This is a genomic window from Peteryoungia desertarenae, from assembly GCF_005860795.2.
Lineage (GTDB): Bacteria > Pseudomonadota > Alphaproteobacteria > Rhizobiales > Rhizobiaceae > Allorhizobium > Allorhizobium desertarenae.
In genome coordinates, this window is sequence record NZ_CP058350.1 from 3,373,927 (window position 1) to 3,396,434 (window position 22,508).

The window sequence follows — 22,508 nt, forward strand, 5'->3', positions numbered from 1 at the left end:
GGCCGGTTACTCCTTGTTGCGAAGAGGTTTGAGGGTGCCGCGCAGCAGACCCCAGGCAGCGATGGTCGCAAGCGCGACAACAGCGATTTCACCCAGCGTATCGATGGCGCGGTAGTCGACGAGAATGACATTCACGACATTGCGCCCATAGGCTTCAAGATAGCTGGTCTCACCGAAATATTCCGACAGTCTGAGATCGATCGGCGTCACCCCGATGGAGGCGAGCGCGACAAACATGATCGCGCCGAAAGCCGTGGCGATCAGTCCGTCACGACGCCGCTCGGACTGCGTCCGCGAGTGACGCTGGCGTGAGGGAAGCCTCAGAAGCACTGCCGTCATCAGGATGACGATCAGGGTTTCGACAGCCATCTGCGTGAGCGCGAGATCAGGCGCACCATTCAGCATGAAGATGACGGCAGAACCGAAACCGACAATGCCGACCGAGACGAGGCCGCCGATCAGCGAACGAACGAAGATGGTCGCAACCGCACCGACAACAGTCAGCAGCAGAACCAGCGCCACGGGCACGCGGAATGTGCCTTCACTCGCCAGGAACTCGGTCGAGGGTGAAGCGAAATAGGCGATGGCGAGACCCGCGATCACCGTCAGCATGACGATTGCGGTGTAGCGATGCTGGTCGCCATTCTGCAGGACCCGGGTGGAGAAGCGTGCCGTATCCAGAACGCCATTCAGCGCCTTGTGATATAAACGGTCGCCAAGCCAGCCATAGAAGGCGTCATAGCGACGAAGCGCATTGTGGATGCGGGTCCACTGCACGACGATGACGACACCGATGGCAACCACCAGCATCGACAGCGCCAGCATCGGTGTCAGACCGTGCCAGAGCTTGAACGAGGCATCGAAAGTCTGGCCGTAAAGGGCGAAGGCGGCCGGCGCAATCAGCCATTCGGCAGCCGGCGCCGGAACGAGGCCGATAATGATGCCGGTGACGGCCAGCAGCAGCGGACCGACCAGCATGCCTGCCTTTTCGCCGTGGTGGATCTCGGTGACCCGCTCTGGCTTGAAATAGAACGGACGAATGGAAACAACACCGGCAACGCCGACCATGACCGCATTGACCAGAACGGCTGCAATCACCGGCAGGATATTCCAGTCACTCGAAAGCTGCGCCTCGAACAGATACTCCTTCGAGATGAAGCCCACAAAGGGCGGCAGACCGGCCATGGAAAGGCTGGCAAGAACGGCGGCAACGGCGGTGACCGGCAGGAAGCGAGCCAGCCCGCCGAGCTTGTTGAGGCTTGCCTCTCCCGTCGCATGGATCGCGGTGCCAGCGCAGAAGAACAGGGCCGCCTTGTACAGCGCGTGGGCGAGGATGAAGCCGACCGTTGCGACAGCGGCAACCTGCCCCGTCAGGCCGATCAGCATCACGAGAATGCCAAGCGAGGCGACGGTCGACTGCGCCAGCACCGCCTTGAAGCCTTCGGCCCTGAGCGCCTGGAGCGCTGCCACGATCATTGTCAGCGAACCGAAAATGACGAGCGTATGGCCAAAGCCCGGCATACCGGCAAAGACCACGTCAAAGCGGGCCAGCAGGAATACCCCAAGCTTCACCATGGTCGCCGAATGCAGATAGGCAGACGCCGGCGTCGGCGCCGCCATGGCATTGGGCAGCCAGAAATGGAAGGGGAACTGTGCCGACTTGGTGAATGCACCAATCATGACCAGCGCAGCGATTGTCGGCGCCCAGGGGCTTGCCACCAGCTCATCGGCACGGGCCACAACCTCGGTAAACGAGAATGTCCCGAGCGTCATGCCGATCACCAGAATGCCGGCGAAGAGCACCAGACCACCACCACCGGTGACGATCAGCGACTGCAGCGCAGACTTGCGAGCCGCCTCCTTGTGACCGTCGAAACCGATCAGCAGGAAGGAGGCAAGGCTGGTCAGCTCCCAGAACACGAACATGACGATGAGGTTGTCCGACAGAACCGTGCCCAGCATCGCCGTCATGAACAGCATGATCAGCGCGAGGAAGCGTCCGGATTCGCCGCTTGGCTTTTCGGCGAAATAGGCGCCGGCATAGATCGTGACGAGCGTGCCGATACCGCTGATCAGAAGCGCAAAGAGCAGTGAGAAGCCATCCAGGCGGAAAGCCAGCTCAACGCCGAGCGACGGCACCCAGGAAACGGTTGCCATCAGCGTTTCGCCACCCGCCACCACGGGCAACTGCATCACAAAGGACGCGAAGATAAACAACGGAATGAGGCAAATCGCCCACCCCGTATGTTTTCCTGTCAAGGACGAGACCGGTCGCGCAATCGCAGCGCCGATCAGTGCTATCAATATGCTCCATTCAAAGCTCACGGCATCACTTCCTCTTGTTGGTGAATTTCAAGTAGCAAGAGGCGTGCCAACCGAAAAAGCATCGTGTTTACGGTGCGTTATCGGATTTTCATCGCAAAACCGTTCGGCTTTCCGAAACCCGGAAAGGTGGCGGTTCGAAAACCCGAACACCAGCAATTGATCCATTTGACATCGAATATGGACACTACCCGCGCCTGCGCTTAACGTTGACCCATGACCATAGAGCTTTCCGTTTCAGACACCGTTCCCGATGCCAGCCGCGACCTGATCCGCGATGGTGTCATGACCCATAACGGCACGCTTCTGGGCCCAAGTGACAAGCGTGATCTCTTCATTCCCCTGACGGATGATCAGGGCAATATCGACGGCGGTCTGGTGGGCTATACCGGGCGGGGCTGGCTTTATGTGGAACTGCTCTTCGTGCCTGAGCGCCTGCGCGGTCAGGGCATGGCCGCCAGACTTCTGGAAGCGGCAGAAGCGGAAGCCAAAACCCGCGGCTGTATCGGCGCCTATCTCGACACGATCAATCCGGTTGCACGGCGCACCTATGAGCGCGCCGGCTATTCTGTCTTCGGCCAGATCGACAATTTCACGAAGGGTTTTGACATCAACTGGATGATCAAGCGGTTTTGAGAGCCGGGGCGAGCTGCTCGACCGCATCCTCGCAATCGTCACGCCAGGCAATGACGCCTGGGAGACGGCCATGGACATTGTCACCGAGCGGCACGATCAGCACCCGGTTCGGATCGACCGGACCCGGGAAGGCTAACGCGCCATACGCCACTTTCTCGAAGCCAAGCGGCATGTAATAGGGCGGATCACCAACGAGGATCACACCTTCCGAACCCTTGCGCCGTGCCGCATCAATGGCAATCCTCACCAGTTCGCGACCAATCCCGAGGTTCTTGTGCGAAGGACGAACGGCAAGTGGCCCCAGCAGATGCCCTTTGACCGATCCCGCCAGGACCGGCGTCATACGCACGGAAGCAATCGTTTCGCCATTGTCGGCACAGACAAAGGACAGCGACAGGTCATGCGGCCCCTGCTCGCGAATGCGTGCCGCAGCCCTTGCATGCCGACCTGGCCCGAATGCTTCTTCGTTGATGAATTCGATGATGGCGTCGTGCGACGCGTCCTCGGTGAAGTAGATAAGACCGGAGTTTTTCATGGATGACCAGGACCAGCAGATAGACACGGATATGGATGCTGAACGCAGCGAGGCGTTCAGTTGCATCAGCGTCGTCGCAGGGTCCGTGGAGTGGTCATGGGTGCCCATCTGAAAAGTTGTGGCGCACCGGATAGCAGCAAATTTTGGTTCCGTCCAATGGAAAAACGCAGTGTTCAATCATGCGGCACTCGCAATCTGCAGGCTCCGCCGTATGTTTGCTTTCAATGAAATGCAAAGGAGGGCGCCAATGGGTATGCTCGTGGACGGCGTCTGGAAAGACGTCTGGTATGATACGAAGTCGAGTGACGGCCACTTCAAGCGCAACAAGTCGACCTTCCGGAACTTCGTGACCGCCGATGGCAGTGCCGGCCCCACAGGCAGTGCGGGCTTCAAGGCTGAGGCCGGGCGTTATCACCTCTACGTCTCCTATGCCTGCCCCTGGGCACACCGGACGCTGATCTTCCGCAAGCTGAAGGGACTGGAACACCTGGTTCCCGTTTCGGCTGTCGATCCCCTGATGCTTTCGAACGGCTGGGAATTCCACGACCGCGACGGCGCAACCGTCGACCATCTCTTTGACTCGGATTTCCTCTGGCAGGTCTATACCCGTGCCGATCCTGGCTTCACCGGTCGCGTCACCGTCCCTGTTCTCTGGGACAAGCAACAGCAGACTATCGTTTCGAATGAATCAGCCGACATCATCCGGATATTCAATTCCGCCTTCGATGCGCTGACCGGCTCGACGCTTGACTTCTATCCGGAAGATCTCAGGGATGAGATCGACCAGATCAATGCGCTTGTCTATGACACCGTCAACAACGGTGTCTACAAGTCGGGCTTCGCGACCACTCAAGACGCCTATGAAAGCGCGGTCATCCCGTTGTTCGAAACCCTGGACCGGCTGGAGGCAAGACTGACCGAAAGCCGCTACCTTTTCGGCGAACGCATCACCGAAGCCGACTGGCGTCTCTTTACCACACTGGTGCGCTTCGATCCGGTCTATGTTGGGCACTTCAAGTGCAATATCCGCCGCACCGACGATTACCCGGCGCTGTCAGGTTATCTGCGCGACCTCTATCAAGTGCCGGGCGTCGCCGAGACAGTCAACATGCGCCACATCAAGCACCATTATTACCGCAGCCATCTGATGATCAATCCGACAGGCATCGTCCCCGTCGGCCCTGAGCTTGATCTCGATCGTCCCCATGGCCGTGAAAACCTGCACACAAATCTCACCAATGATGGGAAACGGGCTGCGTACCGCTGATTTCGGCAAGCCGCGCCCGTGTCGCGGTGGTGGTGTCTTCGGGCAGTGCATCAAGGGAAAAGAACCCCACCTCGACAATCTCTCGGTCTGGAAGACGTGGAGCGGTCTGCTCCACCGTTACCCGATAGAGCAGAACATGGTCGCGACGGCTGATCCTCGGGTTGAAGTAGAGGTGGAATAGCTGCGGCGCCTCGGCCATGACGAGATGCCCCTCCTCGCGCAATTCCTTCACCAGCGCGTCAAGTGCCGTCTCGCCGCGCTCCACACCACCACCCGGCAGATGCCAGCCCGGCACATAGCTGTGGCGGACGAGAAACACGCGGCCGTCGCGATCAAAGCATGCCGCGCGCACACCAAGCGTCATCCCACGGGAAATGGCGAAATAGACATGCAGCAGGCGCACCAGAAATCGCGTCCCCCATCGGAACTCGCTCAGCCCGTCGCCTGTTGTCATTTTCCTTGCCCCTCGCAATTGCCATCTTTAAGAGTGGCCGCATGTTTAAGCTGGCACACATATCCGACATCCATCTAGGACCGCTTCCGGCGCTGACTGTGCGGGAGCTGGCTTCCAAACGGATCACCGGCTATCTGAACTGGCACCGCAACCGGCGCAAGCATCTTTTCCCCCATGCCCTTGACATGGTTCTCGATGCGCTGAAGGCCGAGGCACCGGATCATCTTGCGATTACAGGTGATCTCGTCAATCTTGCGACCAATGTTGAAATCCACAAGGTCACCGACTGGCTGGCGGAAGCTGGCGCTCCGCTCGATACATCAGTGGTCCCCGGCAACCACGACGCCTATGTGCCCGGGGCCCATGATCGGGTGGTCGAAGCATGGTACGATTATATGCGTGGAGATGATGATCCGCTCATCTGGCATGCCGATCACAAGCTCTTCCCCTATATCCGCCGTCGCGGACCGGTTGCCCTGATTGGTTGCTCGACATCGATAGCCACGCCACCCTTCTCGGCCTCGGGCTATTTCAGCGCCCGCCAGGCTCGCGAAACCGCCAATCTCCTCAAGGCCGCCGGCGAGGAAGGTCTCTTTCGGGTCGTGATGATCCACCATCCGCCGATCCGTGGCGCTGCTTCCCGCCACAAGCGGATGATCGGGATTCGCCGCTTTGCCGGCGCCATTCGCACCGGCGGCGCCGAACTGGTGCTGCATGGCCATACCCATCTCAACACGCTCTACTGGCTCACTCATAAGCAGAGAAAAGTTCCTGTCGTTGGAATATCCTCGGCAAGCCAGGGTCCGGGCGGCAAGAAACCGGCAGCGGGCTACAATCTCTTCTCAATCGAAGGAGAGGCCGGGAACTGGCAGGTCGACTGGAAGCGCTTTATCGTCAAAAGTGAAGATGAACCGCTGGCACTTGACCATCAGGAAAGGCTGTTTGGCGCCTGATAAGCCCCCTCTCCGCGTTTACCTTTAAGCCCTCAGCAGATTGGCATTGATTGCGGAAAGAACAGCAGCCGGCGCCTCATCAATCAGCATGTGACCAACACCCGCGATCTTGGTGAGCGTCACCTGTACAGGAAGCTGATCCGCCTGTGTCACCGGCAGGATCATGTCTTCGAGACCCCAGACAAGCCGAATGGGCATGGCGAGATCGATGAACATCGAAAGCGGCAAAGCCCCTTGCACCACCTTGCCATCCTTCTCACTGAGAAAGGATTTGAGGATATGCTGCAACGACGACAAGGCATCCGGCGACTGGCGCATATCGGCCATGGCCGCCAGCGCAGCATCAGGCACAGAGCCATTGAAACCACACAAGGGCTCGATGGCAATTCGCAATTCCTCGACGGTCTTCGCTTCCGCAAAGCGTTTCAACGCACGGTGATTGATCGCGGGGCCAAAACCGCCCGGCGCCAGCATGGTAAGCGAGGCAACACGCTCTGGCGCGCGGATGGCAAGCAGTGCTGCAATGGCGCCGCCCATGGAATGCCCGACCACGTGGCAGCGCTCGACGCCGCGCTGATCGAGATCGGCCAGGATCGCCTTTGCCATATCCCCGGCATGACCGGCACCAGCCGCACCCAGCGAGCGCCCATGGCCTGGAAGGTCATAGGCGATGATGGGCTGGCGACGATCCAGCCCCTCTATGATCGGCGCCCAGAGTTCTGCGACACCGCCAAACCCATGCAACATGACCAGGGGCGGCGCCGCCGAGGGCACATCCCGGACCTCGGCAAACAATGCCATCCTTCAGCCCTTGTTGTCTTCGGTGAGCACGCGGTTGGCAGCCGAAACAATGGCTTCCAGCGAGGCGGTCACGATGTTGGTGTTGATGCCGACGCCAAAGAGCTTGCCGCCTTTGTGCGCCATCTCGACATAAGCAATCGCCGCTGCGTTCGAACCATGCTGGAGCGAATGCTCGGAGTAATCCTGCACCGAGAGGTCGATCCCGAGATAGGTCGAGAGGGCATTGACGAAACCGTCGATCGGTCCCGTTCCCTTGCCTTCGATCCGCTTCGTCTCGCCATTGTCGGTAATCTCAGCCGCAACGATCCGGATGCCCTTCTTTTCGGTGTCCGGATAGGTGTGGTGGTCGACGAATTTGATGCGGGCATCTGGCTGCTCGACATAACGCTCGATGAACCGCTCATAAATCTTCTTCGACGGTAGCTCCTTGCCCTCTTCGTCGGTGATCCGCTGGATATCCTCGCGGAACTCGACCTGCAGGTTGCGCGGCAGGTTTATGCCGTAATCCGCCTGCAGGATATAGGCGATGCCGCCTTTGCCCGACTGCGAGTTGATGCGAATGATCGCCTCATAGGTGCGACCCACGTCCTGCGGGTCGATCGGCAGGTAGGGCACTTCCCAGACGGGCGAATTGGCCTTTTTAATCGCCTTCATGCCCTTGTTGATCGCATCCTGGTGCGAGCCGGAGAAGGCCGTATAGACCAGTTCGCCGACGTAAGGGTGACGCTCGGGAATGACCATCTCGTTGGAGTATTCGTAGACCGCCTTGATCCGCTCGATATCGGAACAATCCAGTTTGGGATCAACACCTTGCGTATACATGTTGAGAGCCAGCGTCACGATGTCGACATTGCCGGTGCGCTCGCCATTGCCAAACAGCGTGCCTTCGACGCGGTCGGCTCCTGCCATCAGGCCGAGCTCGGTGGCAGCAATGCCCGTACCCCGGTCATTGTGTGGATGGAGCGACACGATGACATTCTCGCGGTTGTCGATATTGCGGCACATCCATTCGATCTGGTCGGCATAGATGTTCGGCGTTGCCATTTCGACAGTGGATGGCAGGTTCAGGATCAGCTTGTTGTCCGCCGTCGGCTTCACTTCGGCAATCACGGCATTGCAGATCTCCAGCGCCACTTCCAGCTCGGTGCCGGTAAAGCTTTCCGGCGAATACTCAAAACGATATCCACCACCGGCCTTTGCCGCCATGTCCATGATCATCTTCGCCGCATCAACCGCGATCTGCTTGATGCCCGCAACATCCTTGCCGAACACCACGCGGCGCTGCAGCTCCGATGTCGAATTGTAGAAATGGATGATCGGCTTGATTGCCCCATCGAGCGATTCAAAGGTCCGCGTGATCAGTTCCGGCCGGCATTGCACCAGCACCTGCAACGATACGTCAGCAGGCACACCGCCCTCTTCCACGCACCAGCGGGCAAAGTCGAAGTCGGTCTGTGAGGCCGACGGAAAGCCGATCTCGATTTCCTTGAAGCCCATGTCGAGCAACAACTGGAACATACGGGCCTTGCGGTCATGGCCCATCGGGTTGACCAGCGACTGGTTGCCGTCGCGCAAGTCGACCGAGCACCAGATCGGCGGCTTGTCGATCACCTTCGAAGGCCAGGTGCGGTCGGCGATGTCGATCTGCGGGTAAGGGCGATACTTCTGAGAAGCATCCGGCATACCCTGCTTTACGGAATGGGATTTCATGATCATTGCTGTGTCTCGTCTCGTCCCCGCATCATGTCCGGCTCTTAGCGCAAACTGCAGCCATTGGCGACGGAAAATGCGGACCCCTTCTGGGCTTCAAATTCAGGATTGGGATTTGTGTGAGGAGCAATCGCCTAACGGCTGACCCGGCCGCCGGGCGCTCCTCAACGGACCCGGCAACCGCGGATAAGGCCGAGAAGAAGAAGCGAGTTTGGCACCGACGCGACAAAGCCGGCCGCAGAGCGGGCCGTCATTTCAGTCACAGCACTGGTCGAGCCGTTGGTCTTCATGGGCATGAGTGATAGCGCGGTCACTTCCATCGCGCAAGGGTGTTATTTTGGCCAGGGAGCGTCCTTCAGCTTCTCGCCAATCCATGCGGCGACTAGGGCTTCCCGGGTCACACCTAACCGAGCGGCTTCCTCGTCCAGCTGCCGCAATTGGAGAGCTGAAAGATGCAAGGTAGTCTCGATCTGTTCGTTGGGACGCCAAGCATTCCCCCAATCGAGATACTCGCTTATATCCTCCCCATCATCGAATTTCTTATCGAATTCGGCTGCGGTTATAGTCTTCATAACGTTCTTTCTCCATGGCACGCGCCCGCCTGACAGAAATCAGTCGGACCGTTTCGCCGCGCAGGACGTAGACGGCGACCCACAAAAGACCGTCCATCTCTGCAATAAGTGCGTATCGCTGCTCGCCAACATATTTGGCTGGAACTATTAACCTGAGTTTATCCAGCCAAAGAGCCTGAGCCTCGACAAAATCGACGTCATGTTTATCCTTGTTGCTGGCGCTTTTGCCGGGATCAAACTCAAAGTCCATACATCACTGTAGCACAAGCAAGGCAGGGCTTCCAGTTTTCAACCCTTCCGTGCAACCTTCACCAGCCCCAGCATCGCCACGCCGGCAATCAGCCCCCAGAAAGCGCCCGCAATACCGAGGATGGAGATGCCGGACGCGGTGACGAGGAAGGTGACGGCTGCCGCCTCCCGCGTTTCGGTATCCTTGAAAGCCGCAACCGCAGAGCCGGAAAAGGCCCCGATCAGCGCCAGCCCCGCCACCGCCTGGATGAGGATCGGCGGCGCGAGCGACACGAAACCGGTAACGGCACCGGCGGACAGGCCGAGCAGGATATAGCCGATCCCGCCAATGATCGCCGCCCAGTAGCGCCGCTTCGGATCGGGATGGGCATCCTCGCCGGCACACATCGCCGCCGTGATCGCCGCCAGATTGACCGCCTGCCCGCCAAACGGCGTCGCGAGAAAGGTGAAGACACCGGTCGTGGCAAAGAGCGGCCCCGGATTGGGCTCGTATTTGTTGACCTTGAGGATCGCGATGCCGGGAATGTTCTGCGAGGCCATGGTGACGATGAAGAGCGGCAGCGCAATGGAGACGAGCGCCGGCAGCGTGAAGACCGGCGTCACCAGCTCGACCGGCGGCGCCAGCGACTTTGCCCAGCTCGCCATCGCGCCATCCGGCAGGTCGACACCGAAGATGATCACGACGACGAAGGTCAGGAGTGCCGCCGGCACGGCATAAAGCCGCTTGAAGGTCGCAACCACCGCCCAGACTAAAAGGATCGGCAGCCCCAGCATCGGATCGAAGGCGACCGCCTGGAAAGGCGCAAAACAGAGCGTGATGATGACGCCGGCCAGCATGGCGTTGGCAATCGGCGACGGGATCGACGCAACCGCCCGTCCGAAAGGCCGAAACAGTCCGGCCAGCACGATCAGCCCCGCACAGACGATGAAGGCCCCGACCGCCGCCGGAAAGCCCCCGACCGGCACACCCGCCGTCACCATCAGCGCCGCCCCCGGCGTAGACCAGGCAGCAGACACCGGCATCCGCGTCCACAGACTGAGCACGATGCCGCAAAGCCCCATGGCGATGGACAGCGCCATCAGCCCGGAAGCTGCCTGATAATCCGTCGCGCCCACACCTTTCAGCCCCTGCAGCACCACGGCAAAAGAACTGGCAAAGCCGACAAAGGCAATCAGCACTCCCATGAAGGCGGCCTGGGGGGAGAATTCCTTGAAGATGGAGGAGCGCATGATGGGACTCGGCAGTCGGGACAGGAAAATGCGAAAAACCAGCCATCGCGCCGCAAACGGGCAAATGCAAGCCTCGTGCGGCTCCAATTGGTACGCCTGCCAAAGCCATTCCTAAAAGCTCGCCGCATCACGCCTGTCATCCAGCCGTCATCAAGATCGGGCATCCCCGGCAAAGCGGCTTGAAAACCCAAGCTAATGCTTGCCTTTTACCCCCCTTTTGCCTATGGGACCCCCCGACGCATTCGGGGCGTCCCGTTCACTTCCGCCAGATTTGGCTGGGTTCACGAAGGATAGAGCCTTGATCCAGACTCCCTATTATCTGATCGACAAATCGAAGCTCCTCCAGAACATGGAGAAGATCGCGACCCTGCGCGAACTCTCCGGCGCAAAGGCGCTTCTGGCGCTGAAATGTTTCGCCACCTGGTCGGTCTTCGACTTCATGCGCGACTATATGGACGGCACGACCTCCTCCTCGCTCAACGAAGTCCGCCTCGGCCATCAGCGCTTCGGCAAGGAAACCCACGCCTATTCCGTGGCCTATGCCGATTACGAGATCGACGAAGTCGTCAGCCATGCCGACAAGATCATCTTCAACTCGATTGGCCAGCTGACCCGCTTCGAGAAGCAGTCCTCCGGCATCATCCGCGGCCTGCGCCTGAACCCCGGCGTCTCCTCCTCGAGCTTCGATCTTGCCGATCCCGCCCGCCCCTTCTCGCGGCTGGGCGAATGGGACCTGAAAAAGGTCGAGCCGATCATGGACATGATCTCCGGCTTCATGATCCACAACAACTGCGAAAACGGCGATTTCGACCTCTTCGACCGCATGCTGGGCGACATCGAACAGAAGTTCGGCCCGCTCCTGAAGAAGGCCGACTGGGTGTCGCTCGGCGGCGGCATCCATTTCACCGGCGAGAACTATCCGCTCGCAAAATTCGCGGAGCGCCTCAAGCGCTTCTCCGGCGAGTTCGGCGTCCAGGTCTATCTGGAGCCCGGCGAAGCCTCGATCACCAAGTCGACCACGCTCGAAGTCACCGTGCTCGACAAGCTTTACAACGGCAAGGATCTTGTCGTGGTGGATTCGTCCATCGAAGCGCATCTTCTCGATCTCCTGATCTACCGGGAAAGCGCAAAGGTCCACCCCAACCAGGGACCGCACCGGTACCAGGTCTGCGGCAAGTCCTGCCTTGCGGGCGATATCTTCGGCGAGTTCAATTTCGAGAAGGAATTGAACATCGGCGACCGCATCTCGCTGCAGGACACCGCCGGCTACACGATGGTCAAGAAAAACTGGTTTAACGGCGTGCAAATGCCGGCAATCGCCATCCGCGAACTGGATGGCAGCCTCAGGACGGTCCGTGAGTTCGACTACACGGACTACGAAACAAGCCTGTCCTGAACTCCCTCAGGATGAGGTTCTGACGATTGGACATAGGAGTTGGTCCCATTATGAAGAAGAACGTGCTCATCATCGGCGCCGGCGGCGTCGCGCAGGTGGTCGCCCACAAGTGTGCGCAGAACAATGACGTGCTCGGCGACATCCATATCGCCTCGCGCACCAAGGCAAAGTGCGACGCCATCATCGCTTCGGTTCATGAGAAGAAGGCGATGAAGCAGGAAGGCGTTCTCGAAGCCCACCAACTCGACGCCCTCGACATCGAAGCCACCAAGGCCCTGATCAAGAAGCTTGGCACCGAGATCGTCATCAATGTCGGCACCGCCTTCCTCAACATGTCGGTGCTGCGCGCCTGCATGGACACCGGCGTGGCCTATATCGACACCGCGATCCATGAAGAGCCGAACAAGATCTGCGAAACCCCGCCGTGGTACGGAAACTACGAGTGGAAGCGCGCCGCCGAATGCGAGGAAAAGGGGATCACCGCCATCCTCGGCGCCGGCTTCGATCCGGGCGTGGTCAACGCCTATGCGCGTCTCGCCAAGGACGAATATCTCGACAAGGTGACCGACGTCGACATCGTCGATATCAATGCCGGCAGCCATGGCAAATACTTCGCCACCAACTTCGACCCGGAAATCAATTTTCGCGAGTTCACCGGCGTCGTCTATTCCTGGCAGGGCGGCGAATGGAAGGTCAACAAGATGTTCGAGATCGGCAAGGACTACGACCTGCCGGTCGTCGGCACCCGCCGCGCCTATCTCTGCGGCCATGACGAAGTGCATTCGCTGGCCAAGAACATGGACGGCGCCGACGTGCGCTTCTGGATGGGCTTTGGCGATCACTACATCAACGTCTTCACCGTGCTGAAGTCGATCGGCCTTCTCTCCGAACAGCCGGTCAAGCTCGCCGACGGTTCCGAAGTCGTGCCGCTGAAGGTCGTCAAGGCCTGCCTGCCGGATCCTGCCTCGCTCGCCCCGAACTACGAAGGCAAGACCTGCATCGGCGACTACGTCAAGGGCTTCAAGGACGGCAAGGAAAAGACCGTCTTCCTCTACAACGTCGCCGACCACAAGGAAGCCTATAACGAAGTGGGCAGCCAGGGCATCTCCTACACCGCCGGCGTCCCCCCGGTCGCAGCCGCGATGCTGGTCGCGACAGGCGAATGGGACGTGAAGAAGATGGCCAACGTCGAAGAACTGCCGCCCAAGCCCTTCATCAACCTCCTGAACAAGATCGGCCTGCCGACCCGCATTCAGGACGAGGATGGCGATCGGGCTGTGGAGTTCTAAGAGCGCGGTAGCGTTTGAGGATTGAGGGAATAAGGACCCCGCCGGAGCGATCTGGCGGGGTTTTTGTTTCGAATAGGCCGACACAATTCACTTCGTCCATCCTAGCTTGGAAACGTGTTAGGTTGGGGTAATGCTGTGTAAATCTATCTTCCCAACAGCGTGAATGTTTGGCCTAGCCCTCAGCCCACCCTATAAGGTTGCTATGTGCGATTCTGCGCACCCATGAATCGCAACAACACTTTGCCCGCGCCAGTTGGGGCTCGATGCATAAAGTCACAGGTCATCTTGATTGAAGGTCGCTCGAATGGCAAAGCCGAAGCCACAGCGTGTTAGAGATCCGGTACACAATCTGATTGAATTTGATTCCGAACAGTTCGAACACACGCTCTGGAACGTCATTCAAACGTCCCCATTTCAGCGACTGCGTCGAATTCGGCAGCTAGGCTTTTCAGAGTTCGTGTTTCCAGGTGCCACACATACACGCTTCGCCCATAGCCTAGGTGTGTTTCATACCGCGAGGCAGCTAATGGGAGTCATTGAGAAATACGTCAAGTCGCATGATCAGCAGTTCAAGAGTCGGCAAGCAGAGTTCGCCCTTGCCGCTGCGCTGTTACACGATGTCGGCCATGGCATGTTCAGTCATGCATTCGAGGCATTGGGTAAAGAATTCGGCTGGCCAATGGCTAAACATGAAGAGGTGAGCCAGCGACTAATACGCGAGGGTGAGATCGCCGAGGTATTGGATCGCGAATTCGGCAAGGGATATGCAGACAATGTCGCAGATGTCATTGCACGCGGGATTCCGAATAATCTCTATGATTCTGTCGTATCGAGCCAGTTTGACGCGGACCGATTGGATTACATGCAGCGCGATCGTCTGATGACAGGGGTGCAAAGCAGTGGAGTTGACCCTACCTGGCTACTCGCAAACCTTGAAGTTGCCGAGGTTCCCACTGGGGCAGATGAAACAGGTATTGGGTCCGTCGAAACCTTGGTGCTAGGACCAAAAGCCGCGCAGGCTGCCGAGAGCTATGTGTTGGCGTTATTTCATCTTTATCCAAATGTTTACCTGCACAAGACTACCCGGGGAGCTGAGCTGATTTTTCAAAGCTTGATACGCCGAATTGTGCGTCTGCATGGAAATGGCGAAGGTGCCCGCTCTGGCCTTACGGGGACACATCCGCTTCTCCAGTTCATTGCTAGCCCTTCAGACCTTCAAAAGGCTCTTGCCCTGGATGATACGGTGTTCTGGGGCGCCCTGCCTTCGCTACTTGAAGCACATGACCCGGAGATTCAGAACCTCGCTAAGGCACTTCGCGAACGGAACATGTGCCGCTGCGTTGACGTTCGGAAGGTGGTGGAAGAATCGCTACCGCGTAATGTGGATGAAAACCGGCAACAACATCAGGCTAGGACAAGGCTGATATGCGACGAAGTTGCTAGATCGCTTAAAGAAATGCAGGCAGCGGAACCTGATAAGCCAGCACGATTTTTGGTCGACCAATATACTCGCAACCCCTACAAGAGATTTCAGGATTCAAAGTCCCCTCTTAATCAGATCTTAATCCGACTCAGCCCCGATAAAGTCACAGACATGGCCGATCTTTCGCCGGTTATCGCCAATGCAGAACCGTTCAATTTATGCCGCGTATATGTGTTTCGAGATGACGCCGACGCAGTAGACGTGATACAGAACATAATGAGAACAAAAATCAAAGAAGGCGGGAAGCAATGAGCTCCAAACAACCTCACATAGTTGCTGCTCAAATCGTGCAAGATGCCGGTGGCGAGCTTGTAGGCCGGACACGACTCCAAAAAGTTGCCTTTCTGACGCAACTGGCAGGGTTCGATAACTCATTCTCGTTTGAGTACCGCCACTATGGCCCGTACAGCGAAGAACTGTCCCAAGCAATGGATATTGCCGTGCTTCTTGGACCTATCCAAGAGGAGGAGCGCGTAGCCGACTGGGGAGGCAGATACTCAATATATTCGCTCAATGGATCCGTTGCTGGAGCTGATCAAAATCCCGATAGAGCTACCTTTATCCAGCACGCAAAGCGTATCGATGCCGTTGAATTAGAACTCGCTGCCACAGCAGCTTATCTCTATGAAATGGAAGGGATTGGTAGGGTGTCGGAGGGCAATCCTTGGCTTGAGACTGCTAAACGCAAGCCTACAAAGGTGACCGGTGGCCGTTTGCAACGGGCGGCAAATGCTTACGAAGATTTGCGCAAAATTAAGACGATTCGCCCACTTCCTGTATTGCCAGCTTACGATGGGGCTGCATAGGAAACTTGGTGCAAAGCCTGCCAGGCGCGCTCACAACTCGATGTCGCGCGACGGCTGACGGTTCCGCTGAAAGACCTCGTCATCGAGATCCACATCGGCGGGAAACAGTTTGAGATGCGCCACAAGGCTGGGCCGGTTCTTGGCGAGCGCCCGCTTGGCCGCCTCCGCCGCCTCGACGCTGACCAGCACCGCCGCCGACTTGCCATGTTTGGTGATGGTGACGAATTCACCGGAAGTCGCATCCTCGACCAGCCCCGAGAGCCCTGCTTTGGCTTCCTTCACACCGATGCGGGACATCGCGACACCTCACAGAGTGACTACCAGAGACCACAATATACGTCTTAGCCCCTTGATCCACAACGCCCCCATATCCACCCCACCCCCACCATGCTACGAGGCCGCCACACAACACCCCACACGCGCCGAGACCCCGATGCCCCTGCCCTCCACACCGACCTCACCGCCACGCTGCGCCCCCTCCTCACCGAACTCCACCAGTCCCCCGAGCTCTTCCAGACCTGGGATACCCATCTGGAGCTTATCGCAGCCGGTGGTCTCGTCGTGGTGAAGTCGAAGCGGGCGAAGGGGCTGGTCGACAGCCTGTTCTGGGGCCGGGCGCCGGGATCCTCGGAGAACAAGCAGCTGCCCGAGCCGACAGCCTTTGCCGCCATCGACCGTTTCCTCGGCCTCGGCGCCCATCTCGCGCTGGCGGATGCCCTGCCCGAAGGGGCGGTGCTGGACGAAGCCTTTCCCCATTGCGCGGTGAAACTTGCCTATCGCAAGAAGGGCGCGCCGAAGGCGAAGGTCCTGTCGATGATCTTCATCGGCTTCAAGGACGAGGCGGATGCGCTTGATTATGCCGAGCGTTTCCCTGCCCTGCCGCTGGTCACATCAAGGCCGTTGATGGGCGACAAGCTGCACGAATGGCGCTGAAATAAACGAATGCGCCAACGAAAACCCCGCCGGATCGCTCCGACGGGGTCTGATCGATATCACTGTATCAAGGCTCAGCCGATTTCGGACTGGCTTTCGACGATCTTGCCAACCAGGCCATAATCCTTGGCGTCTTCGGCAGAGAGCCAGTAGTCGCGGTCGATGTCCTTGCCGATCTTCTCTTCGCTCTGGCCGGTGGCCTTGGCGAAGATCTTGATCAGACGCTTGTTCATCTTGATGATTTCATTGGCCTGGATCTCGATATCCGAGGCCATGCCGCGCGTGCCGCCAGACGGTTGGTGCAACAGGAAGCGGGTGTTGGGCAGGCAAAGGCGCTGCTCCTTCGGCACCGACACATAGATCAGCGCGCCCGCGGACGCGACCCAGCCCGTGCCGATGATCCAGACCTTCGGCTTGATGAACTTGATCATGTCATGGATCGAATCGCCCGATTCGACATGGCCGCCGGGAGAATTCACATAGACGCGAATGTCCTCGTCGCTGGCTGCCGCAAGAGCCACGAGCTGGGTGCAGACCTTCTGCGCCAGTTCCATGGTAATGCCGCCATAGATGAAGATCGAACGCGACTTGAAAAGATTCGCTTCCGTTTCCTTGCCGAGCGGCAGTTCCTTGCTCTTGTCGTCGTCTTCTTCATTCATCCGGCAATTCTCCATCTGCGTTTTCGCTCACCCGCACATAGTGCGTCTCATGTGTTAAGACAATGCGGGAAAAAGACAAGCATGGAAGCGGTGAACAGGAGGTTATGCCAGTTTTCAAGAGCTTTGACTGCGATCACGGTAAAGATCATCGCGCTGTTCCAGGATTTGGCCACCACTTGTTAACGTGGATGCTTCTAATTTATGGCATCGGAGGACATCGATACCTGCACAGATACGCCTTGCCGAACTGATCGGCGCCTTGAGCCATGCGCTCGACCTGACCGGCGGTCAGGTCATGGGCCATTGTCTGCGCTCGGCCCATATCGGCACACAGATTGGTCGTAAGATCGGCCTGTCGGATGGCGAGCTGAACGATCTCTACTATGCGCTGATGCTGAAGGATCTGGGCTGCTCGGCCAATGCCGCACTCGTCTCAAGCATGCTGGACACCGACGACACGACCTTCAAGCGCGCGCTTGAGCGGGTCGACGGCAGCAAGGTTGAAACCCTGTTGCAGCTGTTTCGCCACGCCGGTAAGGGTCGCGGGTTGGCGGGACGCGCAAGAGCCGTTGCCAAGGGGCTGGCGCTTGGCTCCCGCGCTGGCGAGATGGTGGAAATCCGCTGCCGCCGTGGTGCCGAAATCGCCTGCCAGATGCGCTTCTCCGAAGCCGTTGGGCAGGGCATTCTCGACCTCGACGAGCATTTTGATGGCTCGGGTCGTCCCCATCAGCGGAGGGGCGAGGAAATCCATCTCTTTGCACGCATCGCGCTCCTGGCGCAGGTCACCGAGATCTTCTTCTCGCGCAAGGGTCCGAAAGCCGCCATCAGCCGCGTGAGAAAGCTGAGAGGCAAAGCCTTTGATCCGACACTGGTCGATGTCCTGCTCGAGCTTGCCGCCCGCGACAGTTTCTGGTCGGACCTTGCGTCCAGCGACCTCGAAAAACGCCTGCTTGACAGCGAGCCCGGTCGTCACATCATTCTCGCGGATGAGGACTATCTCGATGACATCGTCGAAGGGTTCTCCCGCGTCATTGATGCCAAGAGCCCTTTTACCGCCGGCCATAGCAGTCGGGTGGCGGACATCACGGTCCTGATCGCCCGCGAGCTGGGCCTGGATGAGCCTGCCTGCCGCAATCTGCGGCGGGCCGCCTTGCTCCATGATATCGGCAAGCTCGGCGTCTCGGCCCGCATCCTCAACAAGCCGACAGACCTCGACGCCGCCGAATGGGAGGAAATGCGCAGCCATGCCTGCCACTCGGAGCGGATCCTGTCGCGCATCTCCGCCTTTTCCGATCTCGCCGAAATCGGTGGCGCCCACCATGAACGCCTTGACGGCACGGGCTATCCGCGCGGCCTCAAAGGCGATGAAATATCCTTCGCCACCCGCATCGTCGCAACCGCCGACGTGTTTGACGCATTGACCGCCGACCGGCCTTACCGCGCCGCCATGCCCCATGTCGAAGCGCTTTCGATCCTCAAGGCCAGTGCCGGACGGCATCACGATCCGGTCTGCGTTGCAGCCCTCGAAAGGGTAGTGCTGAACCCGCGGTCGCAGATGACTCATCAGGCCCCTATCGCGCAATCCGCGTTGACAGGATGATGGACGACAAGGTGCGCTCGACGCCCGACAGCTCCCCGATCCGATCGATCAGCCGGTCAAGCTCGGAAATCGACGGTGCGGCAATGATGGCGATCAGGTCGTAAGGACCGTTCACCGAATAAAGCGCGGTCACCTCGCGGATGGCATTGAGCTCGCTTGTCACCGCCGTCAGCGCCTTGGGCGCAATGGTGATCATCACATGCGCCCGGATCAGCCTAGTCTGATAAGCATCCGAGAGCCGCACCGCATAGCCGGCGATCACGCCTTGCGTCTCCAGCCGCTCCAGCCGCGCCTGCACCGTGGTGCGCGACAGATCGAGCCGCCGCGCCAGTTCGGCCACCGGCATGCGGGCATTCTCCGACAATAGCGCCAGCAGTTCGCGATCCTTGTCCGTTATCTGCATATCGCCAATCCTGATCGTCAATCAGCCGAAAACGCTACAGCATATTGCACAAAACGTCACTTGGAATCGACAGCGTCCGAAACCACACTGGTCGAGACTTTGACATGCGACCGCCCGCGAGCGGCGCGAGAGAAACGAAGGGGAAAAACCATGAAACACGTCACCATCATCGGCGCAGGCAAGATCGGTGGCGCGATTGCCCGCATGCTGGCGGAGACTGGCGATTACACCGTGACCGTCGCAGACCGCAGCGCCGACCAGCTCGCCAAGCTCGACAGCCATCCCGCGGTGAAGACGCTCGAACTCGACATTGCTGATGCGAAGGCGCTGGATGGAGCATTGGCCGGCCAGTTCGCCGTGCTCTCCGCCGCCCCCTTCCATCTGACCGGCGCGATTGCCGAAAGTGCCGCCCGAACGGGCACCCATTATCTCGACTTGACCGAGGATGTCGCCACCACCCGCAAGGTCGAGAAACTGGCAGAAGGCGCCCGTTCCGCCTTCATCCCCCAATGCGGCCTCGCCCCCGGCTTCATCTCCATCGTCGCAAATGATCTGACAAGGCATTTCGACACGCTGGATACAGTGCGCATGCGCGTAGGCGCCCTGCCACAATATCCCTCCAACGCGCTCAACTATAATCTCACCTGGTCAACCGACGGGCTGATCAACGAATATATCGAGCCTTGTGAGGCAATCGTTGAGGGCAGGCTCACCGTCGTGCCCGCCATGGAAGAGCGCGAGGAATTCTCGCTCGATGGCGTCACCTACGAAGCCTTCAACACCTCTGGCGGCCTCGGCACGCTGGCAAAGACGCTCGAAGGCCGGGTGCGCACGATGAACTACCGCACCATCCGCTATCCCGGCCATCAGGCGATCATCAAGGCGCTTTTGAACGACTTCAACCTGAAGAACCGCCGCGACGTCCTGAAAGACCTTTTCGAAAACGCGCTTCCCGCCACCATGCAGGACGTCGTCGTCATTTTCGTCACCGTCTGCGGCTGGAAGGACGGTCGTTACCTGCAGGAAACCTATGCCAACAAGGTCTATGCCGGCGTCGTCGCCGGGAAGAAGATGAGCGCCATCCAGATCACCACCGCAGCCGGCATCTGCACCGTGCTCGATCTCTTGGCCGATGGCACGCTGCCTGCGGCCGGTTTTGTCCGCCAGGAGGAAATCAATCTCCCGGCCTTTCTCGAAAACCGTTTTGGCCGGGTTTACGACCCAGATGTGATGAAGGTGGCGAAGGCCGGCTGAGCTCCGCTCCGGGGGGAGGATGGACTGAGGCGGCCCGGGTCTGAACGCCCTGTCCGCCCGGTCCCGGACGGGGCGGCGAAGGGCCGAAGATGCCCCCCGCCCCGTTCATCGCTCACCCCAGCTTCGACAGGAGCTTCAGCATGACGCGCGCCATCCGCCCATAGGGTGGATAGAGGAATTTGACGCCCGAAAAGCGCGACTGGCGCAGCACCGGCTTTTCCTTGCTGAGCGCAACAAAGCCCGCCTCGCCGTGATAGGCGCCGTAGCCGGAGGCGCCAACGCCACCGAAAGGCAGGTTGTCCTGCGCGAGATGCAGGATCGTGTCATTGACCGTCACGCCGCCGGCAATCGTGCCGTTCAAGACCGCCTGTTCCGCCTCCTTGTCCTTGCCGAACCAGTAGAGCGCCAGCGGTCGATCATGGGCGTTGATGTAGGAGAGCGCTTCATCCAGCGTGTCATAGGGCACAATCGGCAGGATCGGCCCGAAGATTTCCTCGCGCATCAGCGCGCAATCGGCAGGTGCGCCGGTGACAGCAACCGGGGCAAAGATGCGCCGCGCCGGATCATGCGCGCCGGCAAGCTGCGTCACTTGCGCCCCGCCATCACGCGCCTCGCCAACGAGGCGCGTCAGCCGGTCGAAATGATGGGCGCTGATGATCGACGTGTAATCGGGATTATCGGAAAGCGCCGGATATTGCCGCTCGACCTCGGCCTGGGCCGCGACCAAGAAGGCCTCGATCCGCTCGCGCGGCACCAGCGCATAATCAGGCGCGACACAGGTCTGGCCGGAGTTCAAAAGCTTGCCCCAGACAAGCCGTGGCACGGCTTCGCCAAGCTCCGCCGAGCGGTCGACGATGGCCGGCGACTTACCGCCAAGCTCAAGCGTCACCGGTGTCAGGTTCTTCGCCGCCGCCTCCGCCACCTTGCGGCCAACGGCGGTCGAGCCGGTGAAGATCAGGTGATCGAAGGGGGCTGCGGTAAAGGCCGCTGCCACGTCCGGCCCGCCGGTGACAACGGCGACCTCGTCTTCAGAGAAAAATTCCTTCACCGCCTGTTGCAGCACGCCTGAGAATGCAGGCGTCAGCTCGGAAGGCTTGAGCAGCGCCCGGTTGCCGGCGGCCAGCGCCCCGACGAGCGGCGACAGCATCAGGTTAAGAGGATAATTCCAGGGCGCGACGATGCCGACAACGCCAAGCGGCTGGCGCAGGATGAAGGCGCTGGCCGGCTGTCCGGTCCAAGAGAGCGACACGCGACGCTTGCGCATCCAGGCTTTGAGATGTTTGCGCGCATGGCGAATCGCGGCCCGCACCGGCACGACATCGGTGAGTGCGGTCACAATTGCCGGGCGATTGCCGAAATCCTCCGAAATCGCCGTGGCAAACCGGTCCTGCCAGGCAACCAGCATCCGGTCGAGCCGCGCCAGCCGGTCATCGCGCGTGGCACGATCCGGGTTCACATCCGCCCGCCAGGCCGCCTTTTGCGCGGCAAGCAGGGTGGCAATGCGACCTGCCGGATCAGCGCCACTGACCGCCACCGTCTCCACCTGTGCTGCCGCCTGCCCGTCCATGACCGTTTCCTCTCGTCTCAAGCTTCCTCAAGATGGGCAGTCTACGCCGATTTGTTCAAGGGAGAACCAATGATTTTTGGCGCGGCGCCCATCTCTCCCCTTGCGGAGGCCTGAGCGCGACCAATCTCCCCCCATGCGGGGGAGACTTCGGAGCGTTGGCCGAAGGCCAGAAATCGATCCAGTGAATCGATTTGAGCGAACGGAGGCTTGCACGGGGCCATCTCCCCCGTTGCGGGGGAGAAAGCGATTTCGATGAATTAGGCCAGCGCAAGCGGCCTAAACATCTGAAATCGCAAGAGAGGGGCTCTGTGAGGTGAGTGCCAACGTGAACTGCCCCCCATTTCGACCGGACAGTCGGCATAAGCAGAAAGGCTCAAGCACGGGCTTGA

22 protein-coding genes are annotated in these 22,508 nt (G+C 59.5%); 10 read left to right on the forward strand and 12 right to left on the reverse strand.

Going from position 1 to position 22,508, the window contains the following annotated elements:
* Positions 1-6: 6 nt before the first annotated feature.
* A complete protein-coding gene (gene mbhE, locus FE840_RS16435) occupies positions 7-2,325 on the reverse strand; it encodes a hydrogen gas-evolving membrane-bound hydrogenase subunit E (protein WP_138286658.1) in 2,319 nt (772 codons plus the stop codon).
* A gap of 213 nt (positions 2,326-2,538) precedes the next feature.
* Here mbhE and FE840_RS16440 point away from each other — a divergent pair, with 213 nt between their 5' ends.
* Positions 2,539-2,958 (forward strand): GNAT family N-acetyltransferase, encoded by a 420-nt coding sequence (locus tag FE840_RS16440; protein WP_138286660.1) that lies wholly within the window; start codon positions 2,539-2,541, stop codon positions 2,956-2,958.
* On the opposite strand, the gene FE840_RS16445 is transcribed toward FE840_RS16440, so the two are convergent.
* Complete coding sequence (locus FE840_RS16445; RefSeq protein ID WP_138286662.1) at positions 2,945-3,493, reverse strand: GNAT family N-acetyltransferase; 549 nt, start codon at positions 3,491-3,493, stop codon at positions 2,945-2,947. The genes FE840_RS16440 and FE840_RS16445 overlap by 14 nt on opposite strands.
* 247 nt (positions 3,494-3,740) lie before the next feature.
* Between FE840_RS16445 and FE840_RS16450 the strand changes: the two genes are divergently transcribed.
* Positions 3,741-4,760, forward strand: a complete 1,020-nt coding sequence (locus tag FE840_RS16450) for a glutathione S-transferase family protein (RefSeq protein ID WP_138286664.1) — start codon at positions 3,741-3,743, stop codon at positions 4,758-4,760.
* Here the strand turns inward: FE840_RS16450 and FE840_RS16455 are convergent.
* On the reverse strand, positions 4,726-5,214 hold the full coding sequence (locus FE840_RS16455) for an NUDIX domain-containing protein (RefSeq protein WP_138286666.1): 489 nt from the start codon (positions 5,212-5,214) through the stop codon (positions 4,726-4,728). The two genes, FE840_RS16450 and FE840_RS16455, sit on opposite strands and share 35 nt — an antisense overlap.
* Positions 5,215-5,255: 41 nt before the next feature.
* Here FE840_RS16455 and FE840_RS16460 point away from each other — a divergent pair, with 41 nt between their 5' ends.
* Entirely contained in the window at positions 5,256-6,167 is a 912-nt protein-coding gene (locus tag FE840_RS16460; RefSeq protein ID WP_138286668.1) for a metallophosphoesterase family protein, read from the forward strand.
* Between the two features lie 24 nt (positions 6,168-6,191).
* Here FE840_RS16460 and FE840_RS16465 read toward each other — a convergent pair whose 3' ends face one another.
* The 5 genes from FE840_RS16465 to FE840_RS16480 all read right to left on the reverse strand — a co-directional run bounded on the left by FE840_RS16465 (position 6,192) and on the right by FE840_RS16480 (position 10,717).
* Positions 6,192-6,968 (reverse strand): alpha/beta fold hydrolase, encoded by a 777-nt coding sequence (locus FE840_RS16465; RefSeq protein WP_138286670.1) that lies wholly within the window; start codon positions 6,966-6,968, stop codon positions 6,192-6,194.
* 3 nt (positions 6,969-6,971) lie between these two features.
* Positions 6,972-8,684 (reverse strand): 2-isopropylmalate synthase, encoded by a 1,713-nt coding sequence (gene leuA / locus FE840_RS16470; RefSeq protein ID WP_138286672.1) that lies wholly within the window; start codon positions 8,682-8,684, stop codon positions 6,972-6,974.
* Between the two features lie 326 nt (positions 8,685-9,010).
* Positions 9,011-9,250 (reverse strand): type II toxin-antitoxin system BrnA family antitoxin, encoded by a 240-nt coding sequence (gene brnA, locus FE840_RS21200; RefSeq protein ID WP_138286674.1) that lies wholly within the window; start codon positions 9,248-9,250, stop codon positions 9,011-9,013.
* Positions 9,219-9,500, reverse strand: a complete 282-nt coding sequence (locus tag FE840_RS16475; RefSeq protein WP_138286676.1) for a BrnT family toxin — start codon at positions 9,498-9,500, stop codon at positions 9,219-9,221. Before FE840_RS16475 ends, brnA begins: the two co-directional genes overlap by 32 nt.
* A gap of 38 nt (positions 9,501-9,538) precedes the next feature.
* Entirely contained in the window at positions 9,539-10,717 is a 1,179-nt protein-coding gene (locus tag FE840_RS16480) for a benzoate/H(+) symporter BenE family transporter (RefSeq protein ID WP_138286767.1), read from the reverse strand.
* 310 nt (positions 10,718-11,027) lie between these two features.
* Here FE840_RS16480 and FE840_RS16485 point away from each other — a divergent pair, with 310 nt between their 5' ends.
* The 4 genes from FE840_RS16485 (at position 11,028) to FE840_RS16500 (ending at position 15,703) form a co-directional block, all read left to right on the forward strand.
* A complete protein-coding gene (locus FE840_RS16485) occupies positions 11,028-12,125 on the forward strand; it encodes a carboxynorspermidine decarboxylase (RefSeq protein WP_138286677.1) in 1,098 nt (365 codons plus the stop codon).
* 50 nt (positions 12,126-12,175) lie between these two features.
* Complete coding sequence (locus tag FE840_RS16490) at positions 12,176-13,414, forward strand: saccharopine dehydrogenase family protein (protein ID WP_138286679.1); 1,239 nt, start codon at positions 12,176-12,178, stop codon at positions 13,412-13,414.
* Positions 13,415-13,718: 304 nt separating this feature from the next.
* Positions 13,719-15,149, forward strand: coding sequence for an HD domain-containing protein (locus tag FE840_RS16495; protein WP_138286681.1), 1,431 nt, complete (start codon positions 13,719-13,721; stop codon positions 15,147-15,149).
* On the forward strand, positions 15,146-15,703 hold the full coding sequence (locus FE840_RS16500; RefSeq protein WP_138286682.1) for a hypothetical protein: 558 nt from the start codon (positions 15,146-15,148) through the stop codon (positions 15,701-15,703). Before FE840_RS16495 ends, FE840_RS16500 begins: the two co-directional genes overlap by 4 nt.
* A gap of 30 nt (positions 15,704-15,733) precedes the next feature.
* Here the strand turns inward: FE840_RS16500 and FE840_RS16505 are convergent, their stop codons facing one another.
* Positions 15,734-16,000 carry a type II toxin-antitoxin system Phd/YefM family antitoxin gene (locus tag FE840_RS16505; protein WP_138286684.1) on the reverse strand — a complete coding sequence of 89 codons (267 nt, stop codon included), beginning with the start codon at positions 15,998-16,000 and terminating at the stop codon, positions 15,734-15,736.
* A gap of 90 nt (positions 16,001-16,090) precedes the next feature.
* On the opposite strand from FE840_RS16505, the gene FE840_RS16510 reads away from it, so the two are divergent.
* Positions 16,091-16,636, forward strand: coding sequence for a hypothetical protein (locus FE840_RS16510; RefSeq protein WP_179028210.1), 546 nt, complete (start codon positions 16,091-16,093; stop codon positions 16,634-16,636).
* A 74-nt stretch (positions 16,637-16,710) separates the two neighbouring features.
* Here FE840_RS16510 and FE840_RS16515 read toward each other — a convergent pair whose 3' ends face one another.
* Complete coding sequence (locus FE840_RS16515) at positions 16,711-17,295, reverse strand: ATP-dependent Clp protease proteolytic subunit (RefSeq protein WP_138286687.1); 585 nt, start codon at positions 17,293-17,295, stop codon at positions 16,711-16,713.
* Positions 17,296-17,554: 259 nt separating this feature from the next.
* Between FE840_RS16515 and FE840_RS16520 the strand changes: the two genes are divergently transcribed.
* Entirely contained in the window at positions 17,555-18,895 is a 1,341-nt protein-coding gene (locus FE840_RS16520) for an HD-GYP domain-containing protein (RefSeq protein ID WP_246318795.1), read from the forward strand.
* On the opposite strand, the gene FE840_RS16525 is transcribed toward FE840_RS16520, so the two are convergent.
* A complete protein-coding gene (locus tag FE840_RS16525) occupies positions 18,867-19,298 on the reverse strand; it encodes an Lrp/AsnC family transcriptional regulator (protein ID WP_138286689.1) in 432 nt (143 codons plus the stop codon). The genes FE840_RS16520 and FE840_RS16525 overlap by 29 nt on opposite strands.
* 150 nt (positions 19,299-19,448) lie before the next feature.
* On the opposite strand from FE840_RS16525, the gene FE840_RS16530 reads away from it, so the two are divergent.
* Entirely contained in the window at positions 19,449-20,552 is a 1,104-nt protein-coding gene (locus FE840_RS16530; protein ID WP_138286691.1) for a saccharopine dehydrogenase family protein, read from the forward strand.
* Positions 20,553-20,664: 112 nt separating this feature from the next.
* Here the strand turns inward: FE840_RS16530 and FE840_RS16535 are convergent, their stop codons facing one another.
* Positions 20,665-22,119 (reverse strand): coniferyl aldehyde dehydrogenase, encoded by a 1,455-nt coding sequence (locus FE840_RS16535; RefSeq protein ID WP_138286693.1) that lies wholly within the window; start codon positions 22,117-22,119, stop codon positions 20,665-20,667.
* Between the last annotated feature and the right edge of the window lie 389 nt (positions 22,120-22,508).

What these genes read in the sequence shown, in the direction of transcription:
- FE840_RS16500 (WP_138286682.1), top strand. Translation starts at nt 15,146, where the DNA reads ATGAGCTCCAAACAACCTCACATAGTTGCTGCTCAAATCGTGCAAGAT.
- leuA (WP_138286672.1), bottom strand. Translation starts at nt 8,684, where the DNA reads ATGATCATGAAATCCCATTCCGTAAAGCAGGGTATGCCGGATGCTTCT.
- FE840_RS16515 (WP_138286687.1), bottom strand. Translation starts at nt 17,295, where the DNA reads ATGAATGAAGAAGACGACGACAAGAGCAAGGAACTGCCGCTCGGCAAG.
- FE840_RS16525 (WP_138286689.1), bottom strand. Translation starts at nt 19,298, where the DNA reads ATGCAGATAACGGACAAGGATCGCGAACTGCTGGCGCTATTGTCGGAG.
- FE840_RS16445 (WP_138286662.1), bottom strand. Translation starts at nt 3,493, where the DNA reads ATGAAAAACTCCGGTCTTATCTACTTCACCGAGGACGCGTCGCACGAC.
- FE840_RS16450 (WP_138286664.1), top strand. Translation starts at nt 3,741, where the DNA reads ATGGGTATGCTCGTGGACGGCGTCTGGAAAGACGTCTGGTATGATACG.
- FE840_RS16530 (WP_138286691.1), top strand. Translation starts at nt 19,449, where the DNA reads ATGAAACACGTCACCATCATCGGCGCAGGCAAGATCGGTGGCGCGATT.
- FE840_RS16440 (WP_138286660.1), top strand. Translation starts at nt 2,539, where the DNA reads ATGACCATAGAGCTTTCCGTTTCAGACACCGTTCCCGATGCCAGCCGC.
- FE840_RS16535 (WP_138286693.1), bottom strand. Translation starts at nt 22,119, where the DNA reads ATGGACGGGCAGGCGGCAGCACAGGTGGAGACGGTGGCGGTCAGTGGC.
- brnA (WP_138286674.1), bottom strand. Translation starts at nt 9,250, where the DNA reads ATGAAGACTATAACCGCAGCCGAATTCGATAAGAAATTCGATGATGGG.
- FE840_RS16490 (WP_138286679.1), top strand. Translation starts at nt 12,176, where the DNA reads ATGAAGAAGAACGTGCTCATCATCGGCGCCGGCGGCGTCGCGCAGGTG.
- FE840_RS16495 (WP_138286681.1), top strand. Translation starts at nt 13,719, where the DNA reads ATGGCAAAGCCGAAGCCACAGCGTGTTAGAGATCCGGTACACAATCTG.
- FE840_RS16460 (WP_138286668.1), top strand. Translation starts at nt 5,256, where the DNA reads ATGTTTAAGCTGGCACACATATCCGACATCCATCTAGGACCGCTTCCG.
- FE840_RS16475 (WP_138286676.1), bottom strand. Translation starts at nt 9,500, where the DNA reads ATGGACTTTGAGTTTGATCCCGGCAAAAGCGCCAGCAACAAGGATAAA.
- FE840_RS16455 (WP_138286666.1), bottom strand. Translation starts at nt 5,214, where the DNA reads ATGACAACAGGCGACGGGCTGAGCGAGTTCCGATGGGGGACGCGATTT.
- FE840_RS16510 (WP_179028210.1), top strand. Translation starts at nt 16,091, where the DNA reads ATGCTACGAGGCCGCCACACAACACCCCACACGCGCCGAGACCCCGAT.
- FE840_RS16505 (WP_138286684.1), bottom strand. Translation starts at nt 16,000, where the DNA reads ATGTCCCGCATCGGTGTGAAGGAAGCCAAAGCAGGGCTCTCGGGGCTG.
- FE840_RS16465 (WP_138286670.1), bottom strand. Translation starts at nt 6,968, where the DNA reads ATGGCATTGTTTGCCGAGGTCCGGGATGTGCCCTCGGCGGCGCCGCCC.